Source organism: Photobacterium sp. BZF1, assembly GCF_014349205.1.
Taxonomy (GTDB): Bacteria; Pseudomonadota; Gammaproteobacteria; order Enterobacterales; family Vibrionaceae; genus Photobacterium.
Genome location: NZ_JACSOF010000054.1, coordinates 12,754 through 38,215 on the forward strand (window position 1 = coordinate 12,754; position 25,462 = coordinate 38,215).

At 51.9% G+C, this 25,462-nt stretch carries 22 protein-coding genes and 1 tRNA gene; 11 read left to right on the forward strand and 12 right to left on the reverse strand.

What is annotated here, in order from left to right; translation table 11 throughout:
* Nucleotides 1-3: 3 nt before the first annotated feature.
* The 3 genes from BIZ37_RS13750 to BIZ37_RS13760 are packed head-to-tail and all read right to left on the reverse strand — an operon-like array spanning nucleotide 4 to nucleotide 2,006.
* Nucleotides 4-387 (reverse strand): DUF423 domain-containing protein, encoded by a 384-nt coding sequence (locus tag BIZ37_RS13750; RefSeq protein WP_187461994.1) that lies wholly within the window; start codon nucleotides 385-387, stop codon nucleotides 4-6.
* A 3-nt stretch (nucleotides 388-390) separates the two neighbouring features.
* Entirely contained in the window at nucleotides 391-1,062 is a 672-nt protein-coding gene (locus BIZ37_RS13755; RefSeq protein WP_187461995.1) for an alpha/beta family hydrolase, read from the reverse strand.
* A 23-nt stretch (nucleotides 1,063-1,085) separates the two neighbouring features.
* Nucleotides 1,086-2,006, reverse strand: a complete 921-nt coding sequence (locus BIZ37_RS13760) for a transcriptional regulator GcvA (protein WP_187461996.1) — start codon at nucleotides 2,004-2,006, stop codon at nucleotides 1,086-1,088.
* A 430-nt stretch (nucleotides 2,007-2,436) separates the two neighbouring features.
* On the opposite strand from BIZ37_RS13760, the gene csdA reads away from it, so the two are divergent.
* A complete protein-coding gene (csdA, locus tag BIZ37_RS13765; protein WP_187461997.1) occupies nucleotides 2,437-3,657 on the forward strand; it encodes a cysteine desulfurase CsdA in 1,221 nt (406 codons plus the stop codon).
* A gap of 8 nt (nucleotides 3,658-3,665) precedes the next feature.
* The gene (gene csdE / locus BIZ37_RS13770; RefSeq protein WP_187461998.1) at nucleotides 3,666-4,097 is read left to right on the forward strand and encodes a cysteine desulfurase sulfur acceptor subunit CsdE; all 432 of its coding nucleotides are present in this window, start codon (nucleotides 3,666-3,668) and stop codon (nucleotides 4,095-4,097) included.
* A gap of 78 nt (nucleotides 4,098-4,175) precedes the next feature.
* Here csdE and tcdA read toward each other — a convergent pair whose 3' ends face one another.
* Entirely contained in the window at nucleotides 4,176-4,988 is an 813-nt protein-coding gene (tcdA, locus tag BIZ37_RS13775; RefSeq protein WP_107301265.1) for a tRNA cyclic N6-threonylcarbamoyladenosine(37) synthase TcdA, read from the reverse strand.
* A gap of 114 nt (nucleotides 4,989-5,102) precedes the next feature.
* Entirely contained in the window at nucleotides 5,103-6,191 is a 1,089-nt protein-coding gene (mltA, locus tag BIZ37_RS13780) for a murein transglycosylase A (RefSeq protein ID WP_187461999.1), read from the reverse strand.
* A 259-nt stretch (nucleotides 6,192-6,450) separates the two neighbouring features.
* On the opposite strand from mltA, the gene BIZ37_RS13785 reads away from it, so the two are divergent.
* Nucleotides 6,451-6,684 (forward strand): hypothetical protein, encoded by a 234-nt coding sequence (locus BIZ37_RS13785; RefSeq protein WP_187462000.1) that lies wholly within the window; start codon nucleotides 6,451-6,453, stop codon nucleotides 6,682-6,684.
* On the opposite strand, the gene BIZ37_RS13790 is transcribed toward BIZ37_RS13785, so the two are convergent.
* Nucleotides 6,681-7,082, reverse strand: coding sequence for a DUF2850 domain-containing protein (locus BIZ37_RS13790; RefSeq protein WP_255526752.1), 402 nt, complete (start codon nucleotides 7,080-7,082; stop codon nucleotides 6,681-6,683). The two genes, BIZ37_RS13785 and BIZ37_RS13790, sit on opposite strands and share 4 nt — an antisense overlap.
* Before the next feature lie 248 nt (nucleotides 7,083-7,330).
* Here BIZ37_RS13790 and argA point away from each other — a divergent pair, with 248 nt between their 5' ends.
* Nucleotides 7,331-8,656, forward strand: coding sequence for an amino-acid N-acetyltransferase (gene argA / locus BIZ37_RS13795; RefSeq protein WP_187462001.1), 1,326 nt, complete (start codon nucleotides 7,331-7,333; stop codon nucleotides 8,654-8,656).
* 163 nt (nucleotides 8,657-8,819) lie between these two features.
* On the opposite strand, the gene recD is transcribed toward argA, so the two are convergent.
* The 4 genes from recD to BIZ37_RS13815 all read right to left on the reverse strand — a co-directional run bounded on the left by recD (nucleotide 8,820) and on the right by BIZ37_RS13815 (nucleotide 19,384).
* Nucleotides 8,820-10,898, reverse strand: a complete 2,079-nt coding sequence (recD, locus tag BIZ37_RS13800; protein ID WP_187462011.1) for an exodeoxyribonuclease V subunit alpha — start codon at nucleotides 10,896-10,898, stop codon at nucleotides 8,820-8,822.
* Nucleotides 10,891-14,505, reverse strand: coding sequence for an exodeoxyribonuclease V subunit beta (recB, locus tag BIZ37_RS13805; RefSeq protein WP_187462002.1), 3,615 nt, complete (start codon nucleotides 14,503-14,505; stop codon nucleotides 10,891-10,893). Before recB ends, recD begins: the two co-directional genes overlap by 8 nt.
* A 294-nt stretch (nucleotides 14,506-14,799) precedes the next feature.
* Nucleotides 14,800-18,261: an exodeoxyribonuclease V subunit gamma gene (gene recC, locus BIZ37_RS13810; protein ID WP_187462003.1), complete on the reverse strand. Its 3,462-nt coding sequence runs from the start codon at nucleotides 18,259-18,261 to the stop codon at nucleotides 14,800-14,802.
* Nucleotides 18,262-18,403: 142 nt separating this feature from the next.
* Entirely contained in the window at nucleotides 18,404-19,384 is a 981-nt protein-coding gene (locus BIZ37_RS13815) for a TDT family transporter (RefSeq protein ID WP_187462004.1), read from the reverse strand.
* 130 nt (nucleotides 19,385-19,514) lie between these two features.
* On the opposite strand from BIZ37_RS13815, the gene BIZ37_RS13820 reads away from it, so the two are divergent.
* Nucleotides 19,515-20,435 (forward strand): LysR substrate-binding domain-containing protein, encoded by a 921-nt coding sequence (locus tag BIZ37_RS13820; protein WP_187462005.1) that lies wholly within the window; start codon nucleotides 19,515-19,517, stop codon nucleotides 20,433-20,435.
* Here the strand turns inward: BIZ37_RS13820 and BIZ37_RS13825 are convergent.
* Nucleotides 20,432-21,118 carry a DNA-3-methyladenine glycosylase I gene (locus BIZ37_RS13825; protein ID WP_187462012.1) on the reverse strand — a complete coding sequence of 229 codons (687 nt, stop codon included), beginning with the start codon at nucleotides 21,116-21,118 and terminating at the stop codon, nucleotides 20,432-20,434. The genes BIZ37_RS13820 and BIZ37_RS13825 overlap by 4 nt on opposite strands.
* Nucleotides 21,119-21,201: 83 nt before the next feature.
* On the opposite strand from BIZ37_RS13825, the gene BIZ37_RS13830 reads away from it, so the two are divergent.
* From BIZ37_RS13830 to BIZ37_RS30270, 6 genes are all read left to right on the forward strand, one after another.
* Nucleotides 21,202-21,501, forward strand: coding sequence for a YebG family protein (locus BIZ37_RS13830; protein ID WP_039462973.1), 300 nt, complete (start codon nucleotides 21,202-21,204; stop codon nucleotides 21,499-21,501).
* A gap of 222 nt (nucleotides 21,502-21,723) precedes the next feature.
* Nucleotides 21,724-22,755: a 2,3,4,5-tetrahydropyridine-2,6-dicarboxylate N-succinyltransferase gene (dapD, locus tag BIZ37_RS13835; protein ID WP_187462006.1), complete on the forward strand. Its 1,032-nt coding sequence runs from the start codon at nucleotides 21,724-21,726 to the stop codon at nucleotides 22,753-22,755.
* A 248-nt stretch (nucleotides 22,756-23,003) separates the two neighbouring features.
* Nucleotides 23,004-23,303: a hypothetical protein gene (locus tag BIZ37_RS13840; protein WP_187462007.1), complete on the forward strand. Its 300-nt coding sequence runs from the start codon at nucleotides 23,004-23,006 to the stop codon at nucleotides 23,301-23,303.
* Nucleotides 23,304-23,406: 103 nt separating this feature from the next.
* Nucleotides 23,407-24,606, forward strand: a complete 1,200-nt coding sequence (locus BIZ37_RS13845) for a multidrug effflux MFS transporter (protein ID WP_187462008.1) — start codon at nucleotides 23,407-23,409, stop codon at nucleotides 24,604-24,606.
* 38 nt (nucleotides 24,607-24,644) lie between these two features.
* Entirely contained in the window at nucleotides 24,645-24,989 is a 345-nt protein-coding gene (locus BIZ37_RS13850; protein WP_187462009.1) for a DUF2799 domain-containing protein, read from the forward strand.
* A gap of 14 nt (nucleotides 24,990-25,003) precedes the next feature.
* Nucleotides 25,004-25,171 carry a hypothetical protein gene (locus BIZ37_RS30270; protein ID WP_222939674.1) on the forward strand — a complete coding sequence of 56 codons (168 nt, stop codon included), beginning with the start codon at nucleotides 25,004-25,006 and terminating at the stop codon, nucleotides 25,169-25,171.
* 211 nt (nucleotides 25,172-25,382) lie between these two features.
* Here the strand turns inward: BIZ37_RS30270 and BIZ37_RS13855 are convergent.
* Nucleotides 25,383-25,459 (reverse strand) — tRNA-Asp (locus BIZ37_RS13855).
* Nucleotides 25,460-25,462: the final 3 nt, after the last annotated feature.

Genomic DNA, 25,462 nt, shown 5'->3' on the forward strand with positions numbered 1-25,462 from the left:
CCCTCAAGCTGATCGCCAGGCAGCCACTGCAAGCGCTACCCAGCCTATGATAAAACAGACGCCTCCCATCGGGGTGATGGGGCCAAACCACTTGATACCCGTCAGTGCCAACGCATACAAGCTGCCACTAAAGAGTATGATCCCCGCCACAAAAAACAGGGCTGCGTATAATACCCCTTTTGACGGAAGAATGCGTGCCAATATTGCACAACCGAAAATTGCCAAGGTATGCCATGCCTGATATTGGACACCAGTTTCAAACACCCCTAGCAAATACGGTGGCAACTGTGACTTCAGGCCATGGGCAGCAAATGCCCCCAACGATACCGTCACCGCACCACTCAAGGCCGCGAACACCAGCAACCATCGGCTTACTTGATTTCCCATGCCTTACCCCTTGGCTGTGCACGCGCTAATAAACTCCGCCAATGCTTTCACCGCCAACTGGCGATTACCAGGCTCAGTGTGGCCCGAAGCCTTGCGCGGCTTAAAGCTATGATCGCCGTCAGGCAAGAAGCTCACTTCAACCGTTTTGGCATAATCCCACCCTTCAACCTCGCTGCGGGTCCCAAAAGTATCGCGCTCTCCCTGCAGGATAAGGGTCGGCAAGGTGATAGTTTTCAAATGCTCACCGCGAAAGTTCTCCGGCTTGCCCGGCGGGTGGAAAGGAAAGCCCAGGCAGGCAACGCCTTTGACTTTCTCTTGGCAGTTCACCACATCCGGCGATTCATTGGCGATATCGGTTACGATCAGGCTCGCCATGCGCCCTCCCATGGATTTGCCGCCAATGACCAAATCGCCATCCGAAGCAAAGGCCTCGATATGGCGTTGGAAGTCGAGCAATAACTTAGGCTGCCTGTCCGGCGGTCGCTTCTTGCCATCTTCACGGCGTTTTACCATGTAGGGAAAATCAAACCGTACCACCCGGATCCCTTTGAGGGCCAACCCCTTGGCAATATCAGCCATGAACTCGTGGTCCATGCCAGCCCCAGCACCGTGGGCAAACAAGAACGTCGCGTTGTACTCCCCGCTCGGTGGGGTATCAATGATGTATTCAGTCATAGTCTTTCCGATCTCCCCACCCGTTATAGCTCGTCTTCCACATCTGGCATGTCTTCTTGCTCGCGGGCGGCTTTTGCCAACACCCAATCACGGAAAACCTGGATACGTCCGGTTTCGGCCTGGCGCTCCTGACAAACCAAGAAAAACGCATTCTTGCTCATCAGCACTTCATCGAACGGGCAAACCAAACGGCCAGCTTCCAGTTCAGGCTGCGCCAATACATTGTTACCCAGGGCAATCCCCTGGCCGTGTGCCGCGGCCTGCAGCACCATGGTCGAGTGGCTAAAGATTGGCCCCTGATTAACATTGGTGCCTTCAATACCATGGTGGCGCACATAGTTTTTCCACTCTTTGCGCGAAGTATCATGCAACAGGGTATGAAGTTTCAGATCCTCCAAGGTACGTAGCGGTTTCGGGCCGTTTAACAGCATCGGCGAGCAAACTGGCAATAGGAATTCCTGGTAAAGCTTATCTGCCCGCAGGCCGGGCCAATTGCCCCGGCCATAATAAATAGCCACATCGACATCTTCCGTCAAAGAGCCCTCATCCAAATCCACCGCTTTGATCCGCACATCAATATCCGGGTGCTGCTCGTTAAAATCGGCCAAGCGAGGCACCAACCACTGGATAGCAAAACTAGGAGGTAAACTAATGGTTAACGCTCCTTTCGCGCCGCGTTCCAAGACCTTATCCGTGGCATCTGAGATTGCAGAAAAGATGTCTTTTATGTCAAGAAAGTAACTTTGCCCCTCTTCAGTTAGCAATAAAGAGCGATTACGACGGCGAAATAATTTGAGCCCCAAAAATTCCTCAAGGGCTTTAATCTGGTGGCTTACAGCAGCTTGTGTGACAAATAACTCTTCTGCTGCACGGGTAAAACTGAGGTTTCTGGCCGCCGCTTCAAAGACTTTTAGTGAATTGAGTGGAGGGAGACGTCTAGACATACTTTTCCTGCATTAGTTTTTTTTATGGGAAACATTATAAATTGTCCATTGTTCAAGTGCTACATAAACCATATGATTTGCCCCGCAACGGTGAGCAAGGCCAAGTTTTTAGCCCTCAGGCTTTTGGTTGACCACACCGTTGCGATGTTGTGTTTGCATATTGTCCGGGTTATGCCGGATAGGTAGTCAATCTACCAATTTTACTTCCTGTATTTTTGACCTGTCTGTCAAAATTAATTCTTGGCACTGCGCCCCAACGCAGTGCCTTTTTTTTACCCTTAGATCTTTGCTTCATCCGCTTTATACCTTTTGCCTGTCTCGACGAGCCAACGTCCCACCACTTATAATTGAAGCAACCGGAGAAATACTTGCCCTATTGTTTTTTTCACCGCATGATCTCCCCCTTGTCTTTTTTGCTATGTGACACACCATGACTGCCCAATTTGATATCCAGCGTATTCGCCAGCAATTCCCTGCCTTGGCCCAAGAATGCAATGGCCAGCCACTGGTCTACCTCGACAGTGCAGCCACTACCCAAAAGCCGCTTGAGGTGATTGAGACAATCCGGCAGTACTACAGTGGCCACAATGCCAACGTCCATCGTGGTAGCCATACCCTTACCGCAACCGCTACGGCACAATTTGAGCAAGCAAGAGAGACCGTCCAGCACTTCATCAACGCCGCTGACAGCAAAGAAGTCATCTGGACTCGTGGGGCAACCGAAGCCCTTAACCTGATCGCCCAAACTTATGCCCGTAACACCCTGCAACCAGACGATGAAATACTGGTCAGCGAGCTAGAACACCACGCCAATATCGTACCGTGGCAGATCGTTGCTGAGCAGACCGGGGCTAAAGTCGTTAAAATCCCAATGCATGGCGATTGCACCTTGGATATAGAGGCTTTTTCCCAATTATTGACAGCTAAAACCAAGATTGTGGCCGTTGCCCATGTCACCAATGTGACGGGTACCCGCAACCCGGTCGAGACCATTATTCAGGCCGCACACAATATTGGGGCTGTCACTGTGATTGATGGCGCCCAGGCCGTTGCCCACGAAGCCGTCGATGTGCAGGCACTCGATGCCGATTTCTATGTCTTCTCGGGCCACAAAATTTTTGCCCCAGCAGGCATAGGCGTGTTGTATGGCAAGAAAGCGCTGCTCGAGGCAATGCCGCCTTGGCACGGTGGTGGTAAGATGGTGGAAAAGGTGAGTTTTGAAGGCACCACATTCTCCGCCCTGCCGGGTAAGTTCGAAGCCGGTACGCCCAATGTCGCCGGTAGCCTAGCCATGGCCGCAGCCATCAACTGGCTGGGCACTATCGACCGGGAAGGTGCCGAGCAGCACATCCATGCCCTTCGCCAGCGTGCTATCGAAGGGGTCCGGGATATCGAAGATTTGCAGGTTGTCGGCCTACAATCAGATGCGAGCCTGTTTTCCTTCGTTGTTGAAGGTGTGCACCATCAAGATATTGCCACCTTGCTCGACCAACAAGGTATTGCGCTGCGCGCCGGCCACCATTGCGCCCATCCGATGATGGATGCCCTTGGCGTCAACGGTACGCTACGGGTATCGATTGCCCTGTATAATACCGAACAAGATATTGACCAATTTATTGCTGCGCTGCACAAAGCCTGCAGCCTGCTTTAGGAGAGATTATGACGCTGCCAAGCCACCCTTTTGGTACCGAAATTACCTGCGAGGCGATTGTCGATCTAATGAGCCAAGCCAATGGATGGGAAGATCGCTACCGCAATGTGATCCAACTGGGGAAAAAACTACCGGCAATGCCGGAAGCACTGAAGCAGGACGAGCTCAAGGTAAGCGGTTGTGAAAGCCAAGTTTGGCTCACCCACCAGCAGCAGGCAGACGGCAGTTTTCATTTTGCAGCGGACTCCGATGCACGTATTGTCCGTGGCCTGATCACCTTGGTTCTCGCCGCCTATGAAGGCAAGAATGCCGAGCAGATCCAATCATTCGATATCGACGGCTATTTCGAGCAACTCAACCTGATCGCCCACCTCAGCCCTTCACGCGGTAACGGACTCAAGGCAATTGTCGAGCAGATAAAGGCATTGGCAGAAGGGTAAAAAAGCGCCTTTCGGCAGGCAAGATCAAAAAAGCGAGGCTGAACCTCGCTTTTCTTTTATCAAATGGTATCCGGCACTTTATTTCTGCAAGTGCTTATCCACCAGCTTTTGCAGGATACGAGATACCGCCACAAAGCCAAAGGTCGCGGTCACCATCGTCGCGGCACCGAAACCGCTGGCACAGTCCATTCGCTTAGGACCTTCCGCTGTCGACTTCACACCACACACCGAGCCATCTGCCTGTGGATACTTCAGCTGCTCAGTCGAAAACACACAATCGATACCAAACTTACGTTTTGGGTTCTTCGGGAAATTGTGGTGGCGACGCAGAGTATCACGCAACTTTTTCGCCAGCGGATCCTGAATGGTTTTGGTCAAATCGGCAATCTGGATCTGGGTCGGGTCAATCTGGCCGCCAGCACCACCTGTGGTGATCACTTTGAGCTTATTGCTTTTGCAATAAGCCAGCAGTGCCGCTTTCGGTTTCATGCTATCAATGGCATCCAGCACATAGTCATAGCGACCGTCGATATACTCAGACACATTTTCCGGGGTGATGAAATCATCAATCAAGTTAACCTTGCATTCGGGGTTGATCAGCTTGATTCGCTCAGCCATCACTTCGATTTTGCTCTGGCCTACCGTACCCGACATGGCATGGATCTGGCGGTTGATGTTGGTGACACAAACATCATCCATATCAATCAGGGTCAACTCCCCGATACCTGAACGTGCCAGCGCTTCTGCGGCCCATGAGCCCACTCCGCCAATACCAATTACGCACACATGTGCGGCACGGAAGATTTCCACTTCGCTGTTACCATACAGACGACGGGTCCCGCCGAAACGTTGGTTGTAATTGTCTGATGCTGGGGTATCTAGTTCTCGCATGGCTGTTCCGCGCTGATTCACACATTCATAAAGAAAGAGTGCGATTTATACGCACTCTTTGGGAAATTGTCCAGTCAGCCGAAGCCAAACAAGCAAGCTAGACCTGCAACACCACTACGGGGTAACCCAAGGTTGCCCGGTCTTTGTGCCCTGGAGGCCCAACTTCCAGACCCGGCCAAAATGTTTGTAATGACCTGCGTCCACACCCGCTTGAGTACCCATACCATGGTATAGGTCAAGGTGGTTTTTCTTCACCGCACCGCCGGTATCGAGTGCCATTAGCAATTTAAGCACATGCTTCCCGTTCCAATTCCCGGCTTCATCGAGCTGGGGCACTTCTGCCAGCAGCACACTGCCCATCGGCAGGTAGTCGCGATCGGCCGCTACCGCCGCATGCGCCTGCAACGGGATCCCTGCGGTCCCCATCACATCGAGGTTATCCTGTGGTTTGAAAAAGACATAAGATGGATTCTGCTCCAGCAACTCGCGGACTGTATCCTCGTCCTGCTGGCTAACCCAATCATCAATTGCCTTGAGCGACATCTTCTCACGCGGCACTTCCCCACGCTCGATCAGGATACGGCCGATACTGACGTAACGATGGCCGTTTTTCCCTCTGTAGGCAAAGTATTGAAGCTGGTCATTGTCATCGAAATGGACAAAGCCGCTACCCTGCACTTCCATCATAAACACATCAAGCATAGAGGCGCTGTAGCCTAGCTCAAGCCCCTTGCCTTCCAAGGCCCCTGCATAGATCTCAGCCCGGCTCGGGCACTTCGCCTCACATTCAGGCATCCCATAAACGGGATAACGGAAGACCTCATCCGGTTGATGGCGCAACTCAATCACCGGCGAGAAATAGCCGGTAAACATCACGTTACCGTTGCCATCCCCGCCGCCCATCTGGGCAACTTCGATACCGTAAGTACCCAGATCAGACAGCTCACTACCCGCCGCGACCCAATTTTCTATCTGCTGGTAGAGGGGTTGGTAGGTCGCCGCCATCGATGGAGAGCGTTCGATAACCTTCTCCATCTGGTTGCGAAATTCACTGAAATCTCTTGGCTTGTCTGATTCCACAACCGCCACTTGGTTGAGTACCTGATCAAACTCCCCATCGAGGTATTGCTGACCACGATCAGTGGGCTTGGCACAGCCCACCAACCCCATAATTAATAGAGCAACCGTTGCTTTTCGAAACACCGTCAATCCTATATCGTCTTATTTGGAATCCCATTTTTCATCAGTGTAACCAACTGCGGCACTCCCGCCTACAAATGGTTACCCCCGAAAAACCATTTTGCCGATCTTTTTCTTATCTTTGTCAGCAGTTTGTCTGAATTGCTTCGCATTATTTACTTAAACGCACCAATATGCCACCACTGTCATATTTGTGTCATAGTCGTCCTGTAGTTAATAAAAACGTCACAGAAATGTCATTGAGGTCGAATGGAGGCGTCACATGGACCAACCATTGAAGATAGGCAAGGACACACTGCTAAACATCAACTCGGTTGAATACCAATGGATACGTAACTTGGTTAGTGAGGGAAATTCACCACACCAAGTCAATACCGTGATCCAGCGATGCTTGGGAGGGAGTCCGGATACAGCAGATATTATGAGAAAGGTGGCGCTCAAGCAGATCCCGGTCAACCAATTGCTACGCAGGTTGCCGACTCCACCCATGAATTAGTTTGATGGTCGTAAGTCCATCTTCCGACGTGAAAAAGTGGAAATATAATGGGCTGGGCTTTGGCGGATCAGCCGGCCAGAAAGGTAAGAGTAAATATAAAGGTCATCACCGCGCAGATACTCAAGTTTGCTGCCATCCCATTGATATTGGGTATTAACCTGACGGCCATTGACAAAAACGCCTTCAGGGCGGATTTCAAAACTGTCAGCGGCATAAGGGGCAACATCTTGTTCAGTCCAGACACCGTTGATATCCGGTAAGTGTTTATCTTGTGCTACTGCGCTATCAAACAAACCAGCCAGCAACAAGCCCAACGCTATTGCGCCGGTAACGGCTACTGCCATGGCAAAACTGATCAGTCGGTGAGTAAACAAGGAGGTCTTTTGCTTTGTGGCCATAACTCTTTATAACATAGCGCGTTTCCCAGCCAATATACCCCAAAGCACGCCTCTTTCGGTACTTATCTGCTTATCAAGGCAAATAACGAGATCTTCTCCCCAACTTTTATCTGGTTATTACATGCCAAGAACATAGCTCTTGGTGAATTTTTATTGACATAAATCGCATAATCATTAATAACATCCTTATGACCTCACCATGAGGCATAAGCCTGCATACTTGCCACACAGCAACAAGGAAGCCAGCCGTGAAATTCAGAAGTACCGCCTTGGTTAAAGGGTTCCGCCAATCGGCCCCTTACCTCAACGCCCATATTGGCAAAACCATTGTCATCATGGTTGGCGGGGAAGCCATCGCCCATGAAAATTTTTCCCATATCGTCAATGATATCGCCCTGCTTAACAGCCTTGGGCTGCGTATTGTAATGGTGTATGGCGCAAGGCCGCAGATCTCCAATCTTGCCGAGCAAATGAACTACCCAACCCCCTACCACAAGGGAGTTAGGGTAACTGACGAGCGGGCACTGGAAATAGCCAAACAAGCCGCAGGCCACCTCCAGTTGGATATCACGGCAAGGTTCTCAATGGGCCTCAACAATACGCCGATGGCGGGCTCACAAATTAATATCGTTAGCGGTAATTTCGTTATCGCCCAACCTTTAGGCATTGATGATGGTGTGGACTACGCCCATAGCGGCAGGATCCGCCGGATCGATACCGAAGCTATCCACCGCCAGCTTGATCAACGCGCCATTGTGTTACTGGGGCCAATCGCTAGCTCGGTAACCGGTGAGTGTTTCAACCTGACATCGGAAGAAATTGCGACCCAACTGGCTATCAAGCTAAAAGCAGACAAGCTCATCGGCTTTTGCTCCGAGCAGGGGGTATTGGATCGCGAAGGGGGTGTTGTCTCTGAAATGCTCCCCATTGAAGCAGAGCAAGCCTTGCAGCGCTTGGTCGAACTACAACAAGAAGAACGGGGTACTGGTCGCTTCCTAAGAGGGGCTATTACTGCTTGCCGGGCAGGGATCCCCCGTAGCCATCTGATCAGCTACAAAGAAGATGGCGCCCTGATCCAAGAGCTATTCTCACTCGATGGCATCGGTACCCAAATTGTGATGGAAAGTGCCGAGCAGGTTCGCCAGGCAACGATTGATGATATTGGTGGGATCCTTGAGTTGATCCGCCCATTGGAACAGGATGGGATCTTGGTCCGCCGCTCACGGGAGCAACTGGAGCAGGAAGTCGAACAATTCACCATCATTGAGCGTGACGGCTTGATCATTGGGTGTGCAGCGTTGTATCCATTCCCTGATGAGCGTATGGCTGAAATGGCCTGTGTCGCCGTTCACCGCGACTTCCGCGACGGAGACCGTGGTGCCTTGCTGCTCAGCCAGCTCAAACAACAAGCCAAGCGGATGGGCCTAGCCCACCTGTTTGTCCTCACGACCCGCAGCCTGCACTGGTTCCGTGAGCAAGGCTTCAGCGAATCGAGCGTCGAGAGCCTACCGGTCGCAAAAAAGGCGCTGTATAACTTCCAGCGCCGTTCCAAGATTTTGATACTTGATCTATAGACGATAATCGCATCCAAGCGACCAAAATAGCCGCTCAAAACTGATAGCAGAATAAAATTTAAAAACCTACCCGCCATGGATGGTCCGGGCTGGCGTTCCAGGGTCGGAGCTACATGGATGTACTCGCGCGTTTTTTTAATTTTCATTCTGCTGTCATGTCGACTCAAGCCAACAAACTTGCCAAGCCACTCGCCCGCTCCGTCCGCATAGCTACAGAGCGGTTCAAGACATCCTTGGTAGCAAACATGTACAGCTTGGATTTGGCCCTCGTCACTCCGGTATACACCAGCTCTCGGGTCAAAATCGGGCTGAAATCGGGTGGCAGTACCATCAGGGTATCGGCAAACTCCGAGCCCTGCGATTTATGGATCGTCATAGCGTAAACCGTGTCGTGTTCAGGCAACCGGCTTGGCAACACACCCCGAATGGTGCCGTCAGGCATTTCAAAATAGACCCGAAGCGGCCGTTTACCCGTCAAGGGATCTGCTTCACTGTCGTACATGGCAATCCCAATATCACCGTTGTAGAGCCCCAAACCATGATCATTTTGGCTGATCATAATCGGTCTGCCGACATACCAAGTATCCTCACCGGGGGCGATTTTCCCCTTGCGCGCCAATGCCCGTTCAATACGCTGGTTCAAGCCAGCGACACCAAAGTCACCATCCCGTACGGCGCAGAGCAATCGAACCTGGGCAAAGGCTTTAAGCACTTCGCCTGGCGCCTCACCCTTTTCAATCGCTTCAAGGTAATCGCTGTAGAAGCTCACCACATTGGTTATCATGGTCTGATAGGTCTCGCTGCCTAGCGGATAGTGCTGAATATCTCTAAAGCCTTGCTGCCAAACCTGCTCAACCTGATACGGCTTGCCACTGTTGATAGCCTTGGCCAGTTGACCAATCCCCGATTGGGCATGGAAGCGGTAACTCTTTTGCAGCATACACAGACTGTCGGCAACCGCTGCTGGGGTTGCTTGTGCCTGCTGGAACTGGAAACCAGTCAACTGGCTTAGCAACTGGCTTTGCGCTGAAGTGTAGCCTTGCTCGGCAAAGCCACAGATATCACCCAACACTGCGCCCGCTTCAACGGATGCTAGCTGGTCCCTATCGCCAAGCAGAATCAGTTTTGCATGTGCAGGAAGTGCATCAAGCAAACGTGCCATCATGGGCAAATCGACCATCGAGGCTTCATCGACCACCAGCACATCCAGGTGTAGTGGATTGTCTCGGTTATGGCGGAAGGCAACCCGGTTAGGGATAGCACCAAGCAAACGGTGAATGGTGCTCGATTGGGTCGGAATATTGTGTTTGACCGTATCGTCTACCGCAAGCGAATCCACCGCTGAGCCTATCGACTCAGTCAATCTGGCTGCTGCCTTACCCGTTGGAGCCACAAGCTTGATATCAGGTAGCTGAAGCACACCTTGCTCATCACACTCATTTCGTTGAATAGCCTGAGTAACAAGCGCTGCCAGCAGCTTTGCGACTGTTGTCGTTTTACCGGTACCCGGGCCGCCTGAAATTACGGCAAACTGGCGGGTTAGCGCGACAGCGGCTGCGACCTTCTGCCAATTGAGGCAACTACTCGCAGGAACCAAGGCATCAAGTGCCGCTAACTCATCCACACTACCAGCCGACAGAAGTACGGTATCAATTGCCGCCCAGTCCAACACTTGGGGTGTAACAACATCCAACTTGTCACAGACTTCACGCTGCCTGTCCGCTGGGTTGCCCCCAGACTGCGCCAACGTCTGCAAAGCAGCAAACAGATAACGGTAGTCACGGGCAAACAATTCGTTGAGCTTGGCCGCCATCAATTCAGGCTGCAAACCTTGTTCGCCACTTTGTGCCCGAAGCCGCAATTGGTTCGCGACCATTTGCTCAAACTGCCAATAGCGGTTGAGGTAAACCCTGTCGCCATCCATCACCAGCGGTGTAGGCTGGCTACCATCAGAAACAGCCTCCGATTGGGCCAAATGTGCCTGCCATAAATGTGACTCTGGCAGCCCATCAGCCAACGGTAAACTGAGTTTGGTCGGCAGACCAAACAACCTGGCGGTATCAACCTGCGATAGCAGCAGGCAAACATGGCCCTGACCTAGCTCATAGCTCGCTAGCGCCGCAATAATTGCCACCAGCGGATCTGCCGCTTGCTTATCACCTTGGGCGACAAATTTGGCAAACTGGTGATCCAGCGGACGTAGGTAGCCTTGACGGACAAGGGTTTCAAGGTGATTAAGCATCTGGGGATTCTCCGTCAATTAAGCGCTCCATTTCAGTCAGCAGGGCCAGCGATGGCTTGGCGCGGAAAATACCGCTATCGCTACCGGTTTTCACCCCTCGCAAGAACACGTAATAGACGCCACCGAAGTGGTCATCATAGTTGTAGTTGGCCTTACGGGCCTTGAGGAAACGGTGCAACGCCAGTGCATAGAGTTGGTACTGCAGATCGTAGCGGTGATCAACCATCGCCTGATCCAGCATGCCATCCCGGTAAACACTCGGATCGTCACCGAGCCAATTCGATTTCCAGTCCAGTACGTAGTAACGGCCACCGTACTCGAACACCAAGTCGATAAATCCCTTCAGCATGCCGCTCACGGTAGCGAAGCCCAACTCGCCGGCCTTGGCCGACAAATTATCGTGGCGGGCAATCACCTTGTTGAGCAATGGGGCCGAGAGTAGGTTGATCGGCAACATGAACTCCATCTCGGTAAGGCGCTGGGATGGGGCAAGCTCACCCAAACGCATCGCCTCACCATCAAGTGGGCACGCCAGCACATCGCTGATCATGGCCTGCAATACAGGAAGCCACTCCTCGTCGTAGTTCTCAAGACGGAGCAGTTCCAAGATCTTCTCTGTCGTCTCTGGGCTGTCGACCGGGGCGGTAAACTCAATTTCTTCAAACAAGGTATGCAGGAAAGTACCCGGCCTTGCCCCCTTCGGGAAGGTATAGATCGACCTAGCCGGCTCGATTTCCTCATCCCCCAGGGATTCATCGCCCGACGAATCGGTATCGAACCCCGGCAGCTCGAAAGATGCATCATGGTGGCTATGGCCTTGCTTGATAAGCCCCGAATAACTGGTGATCCACCAACTCCGGTCAATGTCTTTATCAAACACTGACGCAGACAGCTGCGGCTTTTCTTCTTCGACCGGCAGCCAAGGGGTATCCGGTAGGGGCGGAGGTGACAATACGGCCACAGCCTCGGATTGAGAAGCCAATGAATTCAAGGCATTGGTTAAATCGATCAAGCCCCCTTCCTGGGCGTTTTGCACCAACCAACCGATGGCTGAGCGGTGCAAGCCTGTCGGCTCCTTGCGGCTCAACCCGTTGCGAATTGGCGACATGCCGATATAACAGCCGTAAACCGCACGGGTCAGGGCCACATACAGCAGACGCAAGTCTTCAGCCAGCCGCTCTTTTTCGGCCAGTTCCATGCTCTCTTCGTTGGCGGCAATATCCAACACGGATTGCTGGCTTTGCTCGTCGTGGAACAACGCGGTACTCGCTTCACGGTAGCTACAAACAAAAGGCAGGAACACAATGTCATATTCAAGGCCCTTGGACTTGTGGATGGTAACAATCTGCACCAAATTCCTGTCCGACTCCAAGCGCAGTTGCTGCTCATCGGCATTACCGTTAGGCTCTTCGATATGTTCAGCCAGCCAGCGTAGCAAGCCATGGTCACTGTCCAGGGTCTGGCTCGCCTGCTGCAATAGCTCACCAATGTGCAAAATATCAGTCACCCGGCGCTCACCGCCATTCTGGCTCAGCAAGGTCTCTGGGATCTGACGCTGGGCCAGCATATATCGCAACATCGGCAATACCCCGCGGGTTTGCCATAGCTTGCGGTATGCGCGGAACTCCGACACATACTGCTCCCAGACACTTTCGCTGGTGTTCATCGCGTCAAGCGCCTGCGCCGTCAGGCCAAACAGGCTAGAAGCTAATGCCGCTCGCATATTGCGGTCGTCTTCTGGGGTCAATACCGCTTGCAAGAAGCGTAATATATCCATCGCCTCGGTACAGGCAAACACACTGTCACGATTAGATAAATAGACACTGGCAATGCCCTGATCAGCCAAAGTTCGGCGGACCAATGCGGCTTCACTGCCGGTTCTCACCAGCACCGAAATATCACTGGCATGGATCGGGCGACTCTGCTCACCATCCACCAGTGATGCCTTGCCCTGCTGGGAAAGGGTCAGGATTTTTTGAATTTCTGCCGTGGTCGCCTCGGCCATCACCTGCTGGTAATCACCTTTTTTAATAGGCTCCTCAGCTTCTTGGTGCCAAAAACACATTGCCGGTTGTTTCACGCCATCAAGCTGCCAACCCCGGCCTTGGGCTTTGGGACTGTGATCAACGGGCAGGAAGGTAATATCCTCATCGTAGATAAACGGGCGATCCGGATGCTGGAAGATCCGATTCACCGCACCGACCATTTCAGCGGTCGAGCGCCAGTTAGTACCCAGTGTATAGTGGGCGGTCACCTGACGACGCGCTTGGATATAGGTAAAGATGTCGGCACCACGGAAGGCATAGATAGCCTGCTTGGGATCGCCAATCATAAACAAGCCACAAGGGCTGCTTTCACCTTCCGGCTGCACTTGTTCTAGATGCTGTTCGCCATAAATCGTCCTGAAAATACTGTACTGCAGCGGATCGGTATCTTGGAATTCATCGATCATCGCCACCGGGAAGAGGTGACGGATACGGCTCGCCAACAAGCCGCTTTCATCTTGGCTGAGGGCCGCAGACAACTGGGTCAACAAGTCATCGAACGATAGCCAACCTTTTCGTTGTTTGGCTTCGAGCAACAACTGGCGGCACTCCTTGATCGCATGAGCCAACAAGGGATCACGTACATTGGGCTTGTTAGCCAATAGTTCGCTAATCGCCACAAATACTGGATGCTCCGGTGGCTGGCCCTTACTGGTCTTGTCAAACAGCACCTGCTGGTCAAACTTCTCCAAAGATTTTGGCAGCTGGTAGCCCGTGTTATCCCGCTCGGCCCACTCTCCCACTTCTGCCAGCGCCTTCGGTAAGCTGGTTTTGGTGTAGCTGCGCTTGTTCACACCTGAGCTGGCAATGATGTCGTGCAGATCACCGGCACTGTCACACCACAACCGCTTAACGTGGTTAATTCGCTGCAGGTTCTCCTCATGAACCTGCTCGAGGCTGCCTGCTAACTCAGGCGCTCGTACCGTTATTTCGGCGCCAGACAAAAACCGGTTGATCTCCGAGAGCAATGCACCGGGTGCAGCCCATAGCTTGCGTACTTCAGCCGCCAGGCTACGCGGCAGCGGATAAAAGTTTCGGCGCCAGAAGTCAGCGACCACCTGTGCTCGGAGATGGCTCTCTTCGGTAACAAATTCATTATTGAACAAACTGCCTGACTCAAAGGCATTCTGGGTCAACATCCGCTGGCAAAAACCGTGGATGGTAAAGATCGCCGCTTCATCCATCTGACGCTCAGCCTGCAGCAAAATTGCTGCCGCTGATTTGTGATCCTTGATATCTTCCAGCAAAGGCTTAATGACGGGATCATTACTGCTGCCACGGCTGAAGGCCAAACGGGCATCATGGATCCGGCGCCGGATACGGTCGCGTAATTCTGCCGTCGCCGCTTCAGTAAAGGTCACAACCAGAATCTGATCGACGGTCAGTTCACGGGGGAAACGGGTGCTATTATCACCATGGCCAAGCAGCAAGCGCAAATACAAGCTAGCGATAGTAAAGGTTTTCCCGGTACCGGCTGATGCTTCGATCAAGCGGTTGCCGTGAAGGGGAAAACACATCGGCTCCAGCGGTTCCGGAGTGATGAGAAGTGAATGTTGAGTCATAGAATACGCCGATTCCTGTCAGTGAACAGGGCCACAGTTTCATTACAAAACCCAGCCCGCCCAAAATTATTTTTTGTGATCTAGCACGAATTCAAATAAATATATCGAATTTCAGCACTAACCCATCTATCAATATGAGAGACGTTTCACGGTTTCCACCTATCTGGTCCGCTAGTATCTGAGCCACGAAATTTGGTCAACCTCTGGACCGGTGGCCGTACAGCGAACACCCTACAATCAATAATGATTTGCTGGCGGCCACGCTACACCTCCCCTGCTTTGTCCTCAGTACGATTAGCCCTGTTCAACCTCTCGCAACTGCTTCATTGCAGGCTTCAATATCTGGTTCTCCCACAACTGTAACTGCTGAGCCAGTTCGTCGTCCCATTGCGGCCACACCCGGTAGATGTAACTGTTATTACCTTCACCATCGAACATATAGCCACCGTTGAAGGCTTCCGCCCTTTTGCCCTCAGCCTTTGACAAGGTGGCATCATCGTCGCACCACTGACCTTTTTTATCGATACAAGCTTGAATACCAGCATGGGCAGTACGCGGGAAATACGGTAGGGGTTGGGTCAAACCACTGTCATAGCCTTCAATTAACACCGCCAATTGATCCAGGGCATATTGGGCGGAAACAGGCTCGAGCTGCCAGGCTCCATCAATGCCAATCAGGTAAGTCGGCTGACTAGGTTTCATGACAGCCAAGCAGAGGTGGTCAAGCCAACATGCCAGAATATCCTGAGCTCGGATTTTACCGGGACGATAACGGACAAGCCCCTGCTGGGTCATATGTTTAAGCCAACCTTGCAGACGGATCCCCCGTCCGGCAACCGGTATCACGCAATCGACCTCGACATCTGGCAGTGGCTGGGACATATACTGAACCACGCTATCAGCCAGTTGTTCTATCTGCCCCCGCTCTTCAATCAACTCCAGCTCACCAAACTGGGCGACCGGCAGACCACCGGCAGCCTGCTGGTAGCGGGCAAACTGTTCAAACGCCTGATCGCGGCTCAGACCTTGCTGGCCTTGCGATTGTTGTCTCTGGCAGTCAAGGAATGTCGTTAACAGGGCTTCACGCAACTGGTAACGACCTAAGCCATCGAGCGCAAACGGCTCATCATCTTCCGGCCCGCCCTGCTGACCATCGAAAAAGACTTTCAGGCGGCGGTTGAAGAAATACTGCACTGGCAGGCGCCAGAAACGCGATAGTTCTGCCAGCTCTAGGATCCCCTCGGCCCGGTCATCACTAAGATCCGGCTCTAGCGGGGATGACTGGAACATTTCCGGCTCGATAAAAGCCTGGTTGGCTACCGGTAACCATTCTGCGGCATAGCTATGTCTGCCGCCGCTAAACGCCTGCGGGCTAAACGGCACCAGTGGGTGCGTTTGGGTGAGGCTTGCCACCAACCGGTTTGCCGATTCATCGACCGGCAAGGCCTCATCACCGGCAAGGCAATAACCTTGCTGGCAATATTCAATTAGCTCACTGACCAGCACCGACGGCACTTTTTCACTGTTATCTTGGATGGAGCGGCCTACATAGCTGATATACAAGGCCTGCTGGGCTGACTGAATTGCCTCAAGGAACAGGTAACGGTCATCATCCCGACGGGAGCGGTCACCGTGGCGGTTACGGCCCGCCATCAAATCAAATCCTTCCGGCGGGATAGAACGTGGGTATACCCCGTCATTCATCCCCAACAGACACACCACCTTGAACGGGATCGAACGCATTGGCATCAGGGTACAGAAGTTGACCTGCCCGGCCAAAAAGCGCTGGCTGACCCGCTCACCAGATAGTTTGCCGTTGAGGTAATCACGCATCACCGCAGGGGTAATATCCGAATCATACCCGGCATCGTCCAGTTGCTGCTCAAGCTGCTGGAGCTTGTCACGGATCATCCTCAATACCAGCTCACCATCGATATCTACCGCAAAGCAGTCATCGAGCATCTGGTTAAGTACCGCAATCCAACCGGTGATCGGTTGTGGCTGGGCCAACTGCTGGCGATAGCGCACCAAGGTCTCAATAAACAGGCCAAGCTGACCGGCCAATTCGGCATCCAGCCCTTGCACTTCTTCATAAGCCAGCACGCCCTGGTACAAGCCAGCTTCTTGTGGCATGGCATAGCCCAGCAGCATACGCTGCAAACCAAACAACCAAGTGTTCTGCTGCTGTCGCGGCAGGGCGAACTCTTCAGCGGTGTCGTCATCCAACCCCCAGCGGATCCCGACTTCCTCGATCCACAGCTTCACCCGCTCGAATTTATCGCTGTCAAAGCCAAACCGGGCAATAACTGCGGGTACTTCAAGCAATTCCAATAACTCCGATGCCTGACAGCGGCTTTCCGGCAAGGCCAGCAAGCGGAGGAACGCGAGTAATGACGGGTTCTCCTGATCAGCACTGCGATCCGAGATAGAGAATGGGATATAGCGATCACCCGGCGCATTGCCAAACACCGCCTGGATGTATGGGCTGTAGCTGTTGATGTCAGCGACCATGATCACGATATCTCGAGGCGATAACTCAGGATTGTCTGCCAGCATCGTCAACAGGTTATCATGCAGCACCTCTACCTCGCGCATTGGCGAGTGGCAGGCATGGATACTCAGCGAGGAATCGTCAGCAGCAATAGCCAGTTTGTGGTGGCTCGATTCGGTGATTTCATCATTGATCCGATCATCGAGGTTGAGGATGTCAGCCTGAACCGCATGGAGCAGTGAGTCAGGCTCGATATCGACAAAAGCCTCGACTTCATAAGCTTCCATTTCCGACAGCAGGTACAGGTTATCCCTGCCCAACTTGCCCAGCGATGCCAGCAAGGTATTGCCCACCGCCCCTTCATGGGTTTCATCAACCACATTGGCTTCGATATCCCCTTTAAGCGGAGAGATCACTGCGCCATGCTCGCTATGGTCGGCACACCACTGCAGTTGTTGGCGTTGCTTGGCTGCCAACCGGGCGAGGAATTTACGATCCCGGACATCGCCCCAGTAATGGCGGCAGGGGTTGGTGAACATCAAATGCACATCGATATGCTTACCCAATGCAGCCAGTGCATCTAGGTAGCGAGGCGGCAAGGCAGAAATACCAAATACGAACAATCGTTTAGGTAGCCCCTCCGGCAGTGGCGAACCACTTTGCAAGTATCCTTCGAGCGTTTCGATGAAGTTGTCATACAGGTTGGCTCGGTGATACGGCGACTGTCCAAGCGCGAGGGTATGGTCATAAAGTGCTTGCCACAGCAAAGGTTGCCAAGGGTGTTCTTCCACCAATTCAGGATCAATGGTATTGGACTCCCAAGCCTGGACCCACTCCGGGCGGTACACCAAATACTGGTCAAAGATATCGGCAATTTTCTCTGCCAACTGATAGCTTTTGACCTGGTTGGGATCATCACTCAAATAATTGGCCAGCGGTGCAAACTCTGGTAGCGATAACTGCTCGGGCAACACCTGAAGCAATTTCCAGGTCATGGCCTCTTTGTTGAAAGCACTACGCGCCGGCACATCACTCAGCACCTTGGTAAACATATTCCAGATGAAAGTTGCTGGCAGCGGGAACTCGATATTGGCGGCGATCCCCTGAGACTTGGCCAGTTCCAGTTTTAACCACTGTGACATACCGGGACTTTGCACCAAGATCTGCTCTTGTTCGAACGGGTTATCGAGGGGTTCAAGACGGACGAGTTCAACAAGCAGGGATTTCAGAAGATCCAGTTGGTTGGAGTGATAGACAGTAAACACGTAGGTGACTCACCGGTAGAGGAAATTACCTTTGATTGTCTACCATCAATGGATTAGCTGCAAATTCAAATCAGTAAAAAGCCCAGCGTTGCTGGGCATTTAATCAGATAGCTTTTGTAACACCTAACTGCAGGGTGCGATCTTACGCACGGCTTGGTGTCAGGCAATGCAACAACTGTGAGACTGGGCGGTAGAATGCCGCGTAGCGAAGCGCCACATAGCTCACGACTGCAGTAGCAACATACAACTCCAAATGGGCCAATGATGATACTTGGTTTACATACTCTACATCGTATCCCTGAGTTGTCATCCACGCTGCTGTTTTAAACATTGCTGTGGCACCAATTACCAGTGGGAAGGTAAATGCAGCGTAACCCGGGCTAAATGACAAGCGAAGCAAACGAACCAGCGCCAAATAAATCACAAAGGTCATCAGTACTGCAATCCCACCAAGCAAAGCAATCACAACTGGGGATGGCGCTTGGGTCACCGTTAGGTAACCAGCCAGAGACAGACTGGCAGGTGCTGCCATAATCGCAATCGTTGGTTTTGCGGCGTCTGGGATCTCATGGCTGAAAATCAAACGGTATACCATCAGAGGTAGCATGACGGCGTAGATCCCCATACCGAACCACTGCAGGCCTTCTGCCAATGGGCGCAATGCACCGCCAGGAAAAGCAACATCGGCAACAATAATGCCAATTGGTGGTACGAACCAACTTGGCACCATGTGGTGCAGTTCAAAATCCTTTACACGGTGATAAGTGAACAACGCCAAGAAAATAAGGTGCAGTACAACGGCCGCTAGCCATAGCGCCTGCCCTGCAATTGGGTAGTAAATACCCAGCGCCTTGGACACCACCATGGTCCCCATGGCAAAAGTGGGTACAACACTGCCCACTACCGGATGGCTGATATCTTGCCACAAAGCCCGAGGGTGAATGAGGAACTTAAACAGCAGTACCACTAACAGAACGCTAGCGATCCCCGCCCCAATGAGTTGTCCTCGTCCACCAAGATCGGCGGCGTTTTCCCAGCACCAGCCAAGGCTTCCGATGCCTAGTGCTAGACCAGCCATTGGAGTTGGAGCGCCCAGCACTTTTTGCTTTGTTACTGTAATCATTTCGTTACTCCCCCAAGGACTGTTACGTCACTACTATTGAACACACGGGTAGTGTAACGACTGTTTATAGTTTAGGATAATTGAATATATTTAATGCGTAGTTAAGAAAACCAGAACAAGAGCTAATCCGATGAATATCGCCCTACGTCAATTGAAAGTATTTGTCACCGTCGCTCAAGAGCTGACAATCACCGCCGCTGCCGACAAACTGTTTCTCTCCAAACCAGCCGTCAGTATGGCGCTTTCCGAGCTGGAAAAACAGCTTGGCCATAAGTTATTTGACCGCAACAATAACCGCCTGTTGATCAACGAGCAAGGCAAACGCTTACTGCCGTTAGCTGATGAGTTGCTTGCACGAAGCCAGGATATTGAGCAGCTATTTAGTCAAGAAGGCCCGGTAACCGGTAAGCTCAAAATTGGTTCGAGCGATACCGTTGGCAACCAGGTTACCCCATTCCTGCTGCGGGATTTCCGCCAAGATTCAAGCCACTGCGATCAGAGCCTATTTATTGCCAATACTGCCCAGATCTGCCATATGCTTGGCGAGTTCGAGCTGGATATCGGTTTGGTCGAAGGCAAGGTACAGGCCGGCAACTTGGAAGTGATCCCTTGGCTTGGGGATGAAATGGTCGTTGCCTGCCACCCCGATCACCCATTGGCCCGAATTGACCAGTTAAGCCTGAGCGATCTTGAACACAGCGAATGGATCCTACGCGAGCCGGGATCTGGTACCCGGGAATATTTCCTCGGTCGACTGGCACCAAGGCTAGAAAACTGGCACCAAGCCTTTGAGCTCAACAACACCGAGGCCATTATCAACTGCACGGCAGCAGGCCTTGGCCTCACCCTGCTCTCACGCCGTGCTGTTGAACATGCTGTGAAAGATAACCGCCTGACAATTCTGTCGCTACCGCTTGATATGCATCGCCAGTACTGGTTGCTCTACCACAAAGAGAAGTACCAAAGCCCACTGCTGAAACTGTTTATTGAGTTCTGCCAGCAGTGGAACTCCCCGCTATGCCAAGTCAATCTTGAAGCAGCGGGTGATTAAACGCGGTTATCACCACAGCTAAATGCGATGATCTGGCTGATCTGACATAGCGGTCGGCCAGATTCTTGCTGCCATTCACTAAAAGCGCTCTGCGCCGCCGTCAGCGACTTCTGGGTATCCCGCCCCCCATCAATGATGCCCGTTTGGCGCAAATAGGCTTCAACATCCCCACTTAGGATAAACGTGTCTTTGCCCATGATTCGTAACGTATAGGGGCCCGTATTGCCGCCCAACCGCTTGCCATGCTTTTTAAGGTAACGCCAAAGGCCGGTAATATCGTCCTGCGGCCAGTTCGCTACCATAGAAGAGAAAGAACCATACTCAACCGCAGCGGCGTGGATCATATGGGCATTTTCGGGAATGGTCATCACTTTGGCCAAGTGGCGGATGATGGCCGGTTCGGTCGCTTTTCGCTCCCACATTTCGGTTGGCATCAACAGCATCTTCTCGATATCAAAACCGAAAAAAACCTCTTCGAAGTTTGGCCACTTGTTCCGTACCACTTGCCAGCTGATCCCGGATTGGAACACTTTCTGGGTAAAGGCGGCCAACCAACGGTCATCACCAATCAGCTCTAGCTGTTCAGCAGACAATGGGGTCGCCAACATGCTTTCTAGCACAGCCTCTCCGCCCTTGCGCTCCGCGGCTCGGGCATATATTTGCGAAAATTTTTCTCTTGCCATCACATTAACACGCTTATCACTGGACATAGCCCTTAATGCTACTGTATAAACAGCCAGTAAATCAATTTCGGGAGAGGGTGACTATGGCTGTTATCGTCAAATATGTAGTTGAGCGCAACGGAGAAGAAAAGATGACTTTCACCTCTAAGTCCGAAGCCGACGCATACGACAAGATGCTAGATATGGCGGACGAGATGTTTACTTTGCTAAGCGAAAGTGAGCTTTTCGAGGATGAAGCCAAGCAAGAAGAGCTTTCGCTGTTCTTGGCGCAGAAACGTGAAGAAGTGCTAGTTGCACTAGGAGCAAAGAAAAAAGCGGCTCCAAAGAAAAAAGCAGTAAAGCCTGAGCTTGTTGCTGAGCAAAAGGACGACGCTGCGGCTTAGTAACTGAGCCAACTCGTTTTCTTCATGATAAACCTCCTTTTTCAGGAGGTTTTTTATTGCCATATATCGACAGCGGGAGCGTTGTCCAATTGTCATAATTTCATCATTTTTCACCGATTGCCTCCTCCCCCCTTCAATATCGATGCAAGTGTCTTTATGATGGGTTCATCACAATTTGCCGATACACGGCATAAATTACTTTGACATGGAGAACCAACAGTAATGGCCAGCTTTTCACTAGCCCTTGGTACTGCAACCAAAAACCGCGATAACAAAATCATCGAAGCGTTTTTCCCAACCCCAATCCTGAACCCAGCTGACGCGCTAGTTGATGCGATTGCCGCTATCGTTGATTACAAGGAAGGTAATCAAGCTATCGAAGTCACAGCTGCCCAGTGCGCCGATCTTGCAGCTGCTTTCAGCACAGCAGGTGAAGAAGCCAGTGCTAACTTCGCAACTAAAGCTGCCGCATCAGAACAACCGCTTGTTGTTGTGATCCTTGCTGCTGACGAAGCGCCAGCGTCTGTTGCAGAAGGCTTCCTGAAGCTACAACTGATCTCCCACCGCCTAGTTAAGCCACACGGCGTAGTACTGGACGGCATTTTCGGCCTTCTACACAATATCGCTTGGACCAACCAAGGCCCAATCGATCTTCCTGAGTTGGCAGAGCGTCAAATGGAAGCCCGCCTGAACGGTGAAACTATCACTGTCGATTGTGTCGACAAGTTCCCTAAAATGGTGGACTACGTGGTACCGACTGGTGTTCGTATTGCTGATACTTCTCGTGTTCGTTTGGGCGCACACGTGGGCGAAGGCACGACTGTTATGCACGAAGGCTTTATCAACTTCAATGCTGGTACAACTGGCGTGAGCATGGTTGAAGGCCGTATTTCTGCAGGTGTTGTAGTAGGTAACGGCTCTGACATCGGTGGCGGTGCTTCTATCATGGGTACCCTATCAGGCGGCGGTAAAGTCGTTGTCTCTATCGGCGAAAATAGCCTACTAGGTGCAAATGCCGGCCTTGGCTTCCCTATGGGTGACCGCTGTACTATCGAGTCTGGCCTATATGTAACTGCTGGCTCTAAGGTACGTATGCTGGACAAAAACGGCCAGGAAGTCGAAGTCGTGAAAGCCCGCGATCTTGCAGGTGTTTCTGACCTGCTATTCCGCCGCAACTCAATGACAGGTCAAATTGAGTGCCTGGCAAACAAATCAGCCGTTGAGCTGAACAGCGAGTTGCACAGCAACAACTAATTGCTGATAAAAAACGCCTCTTTCGAGGCGTTTTTTTCATTTCATACCAGCACAATATGATGCTTCCCCTATCGTGTAAATTTGCCACGAGCCTGTCTCCACTCTTACCTAGCTTGCCAGTTTTATCTCTACCGTTATTCAGCTGTAACAAAACGGCAGAGTCGAACAGTCACAAAGTCTCCTTACCAGATTGCCAAGCTACCGGCATTTATGAGAGGGTAACGGCAAACAACAACAAGGAGAGAGAAATGTCATTTTTCTTTGAACGGAAAGAGACAGATAACGAAATAAAAATTGTCCTGAAGCCCCACTCGCTGTATGCCATGCTGGTGATGTTGGCGATATGGCTGATTAATGAAATGGTGCTGCATATTATGCCGGTAACCCAAATTATTATGCCGGTGTTTATCGTCTTCATGGTTATCCGCTTCTTCTCCTTGGTCAAAGTCCAAAAAGAAGTGCTGGTCGCCATGAAGCAGGGCAAAGTACAGACGAGCGGTAGCAAATTTTCTTTCGCGAACCCGTTCACCTACACAATCAACAAGTAAATAAATACTCGTTCCATTTGGGAAATAATCCATTGAGCCCGCGCTGCTTAACCTTCCCCACCTGAGAGGGCATAATTTATATGTCACACAATTGGAGGGGAAGATGGCCGGATTTAATTGGAAACCACTATTACTTGCATGCTTGATTGTTAGCATTGGTCAATTAAGCCTAGGCTTGGTCTTTCCTACCCTACCCGCTGTCGCCCTCTCGCTACATCTCTCAACAGAACAGGTCCAACTGCTAGTCTCTGGGTATTTATTCAGCTTTGGAGCCTCACAGCTTATTTTTGGCCCGTTATCTGACGTCTTCGGCCGCCGCCCAGTATTGCTGTCAGGTTTATTGATCGCAGCCTGCGGGCTAGCAGTAGGGGTTCTACAAGCCGATTCCTTTCATTGGCTACTGATCGGACGCATTATCCAAGGGATGGGAGCAGGGAGTGTGGCTGTCTTAGCACGTGCCACTATCCGTGACAGTTACCAACGGCAAGATCTGGTCAAAGCAATGACTTGGCTCGCTATTGTCGCGGCCTTTACCCCAATTATGGCACCGGTTATCGGCGGTATCGTCAACCATCACTTTGGCTGGCTGACTGTCTTTGTTATCTTGCTCGGCTATATAGCGGTGGTCTGGTTATTACTACTGCTTAGCTTCAGTGAAACTCTGGCAACAACCCAGCGCCCACCGTCAGTCAGCCAACTGGCAAAGTCCTATCTGTCGTTGATTCAAGAGCGCCACTTCTTGTCTTTTGCCGGCATCGGCTGGGTTAACTTCGCTTTGGTTGTCCTGTCTATCTCAATGATGCCATTTATCATGCAGGTCCAAATTGGAATGAGCTCTGAGCGCTACGCACTCTGGGCGATGGGGCCAGCATTCGGCTTACTTTGCGGCGGTCTGGTTTGCCAGCGGCTGCGCCCGCGATTGGGCACACAAAAAATGCTAATGCTCTCTCCACTGCTGCACTTTGTTGCCGGCTCAGTACTGATAGCTGCCCCACTTTCACCTATTTGGATGGTCAGCGGCCACTTCCTGATGGCAATGGCCAACGGTATTGCCTTCCCATGCGCCCAGTCGTTGCTGCTTGTTCCTTACGGCAACAAGGCGGGGACCGTTTCAGCCCTATCAGGCGCCTGCCAGATGGTATTTGCCTCCCTGCTCAGCAATGGGTTGCTAAAGCTTGGGATCAGCGAAGCTTGGCACCTGGGCGGGATTATGGTCATTGGTGCAGGTTTGGGATTATTACTCGCCATGCTCGGCACAATGAGCGAAAGCGGCCGCCGGGCAGTGGCAACTCTCAACGGATAAACCATAATTAACTCAGTTCTTTAAATTGAGGGGGCACCATGGCTAGGTTACTGAAAGTATGCTTGATAGCGGTATCGGTTATATTGCTGGGGGCCTGCTCGAGCCAGTATGAAGCCGATTTGGCGAAAAACAAGCAATGGGAAGAGTTAGGGGCCTACCATGGGGAGCAAGGCTACCGGGAACTGACTGAAGTAGATATCGGCAAACGCGGCGGCTATGCTGAAATCGACTACGAAAAATACCGTGCCGGCTACCTCAAAGGGCGGTTTGACTACTGCGCTGGGAAACAAACGGTCGGTACGGTGATCAACCCCGGCTACCCGGATGACTGTATGGACGGTGAAGGAAATTCCAGCTTTGGATTGGTAGACCGGGGGTATTAAGAGGCGATTGGCGATTGGCGATTGGCGATTGGCGATTGGCGATTGGCGATTGGCGATTGGCGATTGGCGATTGGCGATTGGCGATTGGCGAACCAGAATTTTACAAATGCCCCCATAAGTCAAACGGCTGCTTTTTCTCTAGCCGCTTTACCAATGGCCATGCTTCCTTGCTCTTCCTCTAGCCCCAAGCCAATAGCCTCTGGCCTGAAACGCAAAAAGCCCTGCTATTACTAGCAGGGCTTCTTACTTCATATCGGAGTACTGGGATTACATTACCGCTCTTCAGCTTATGCTTCACCCCGAGCCTAGGGCCCGCTCCTCCCAGAGCCTTACGTTTTGCCGAAGGCCAAAACGTAAAAAAGCCCGAGTCTTTCGACTCGGGCTTAGTATAAGTGGCGGAGCGGACGGGACTCGAACCCGCGACCCCCGGCGTGACAGGCCGGTATTCTAACCAACTGAACTACCGCTCCACT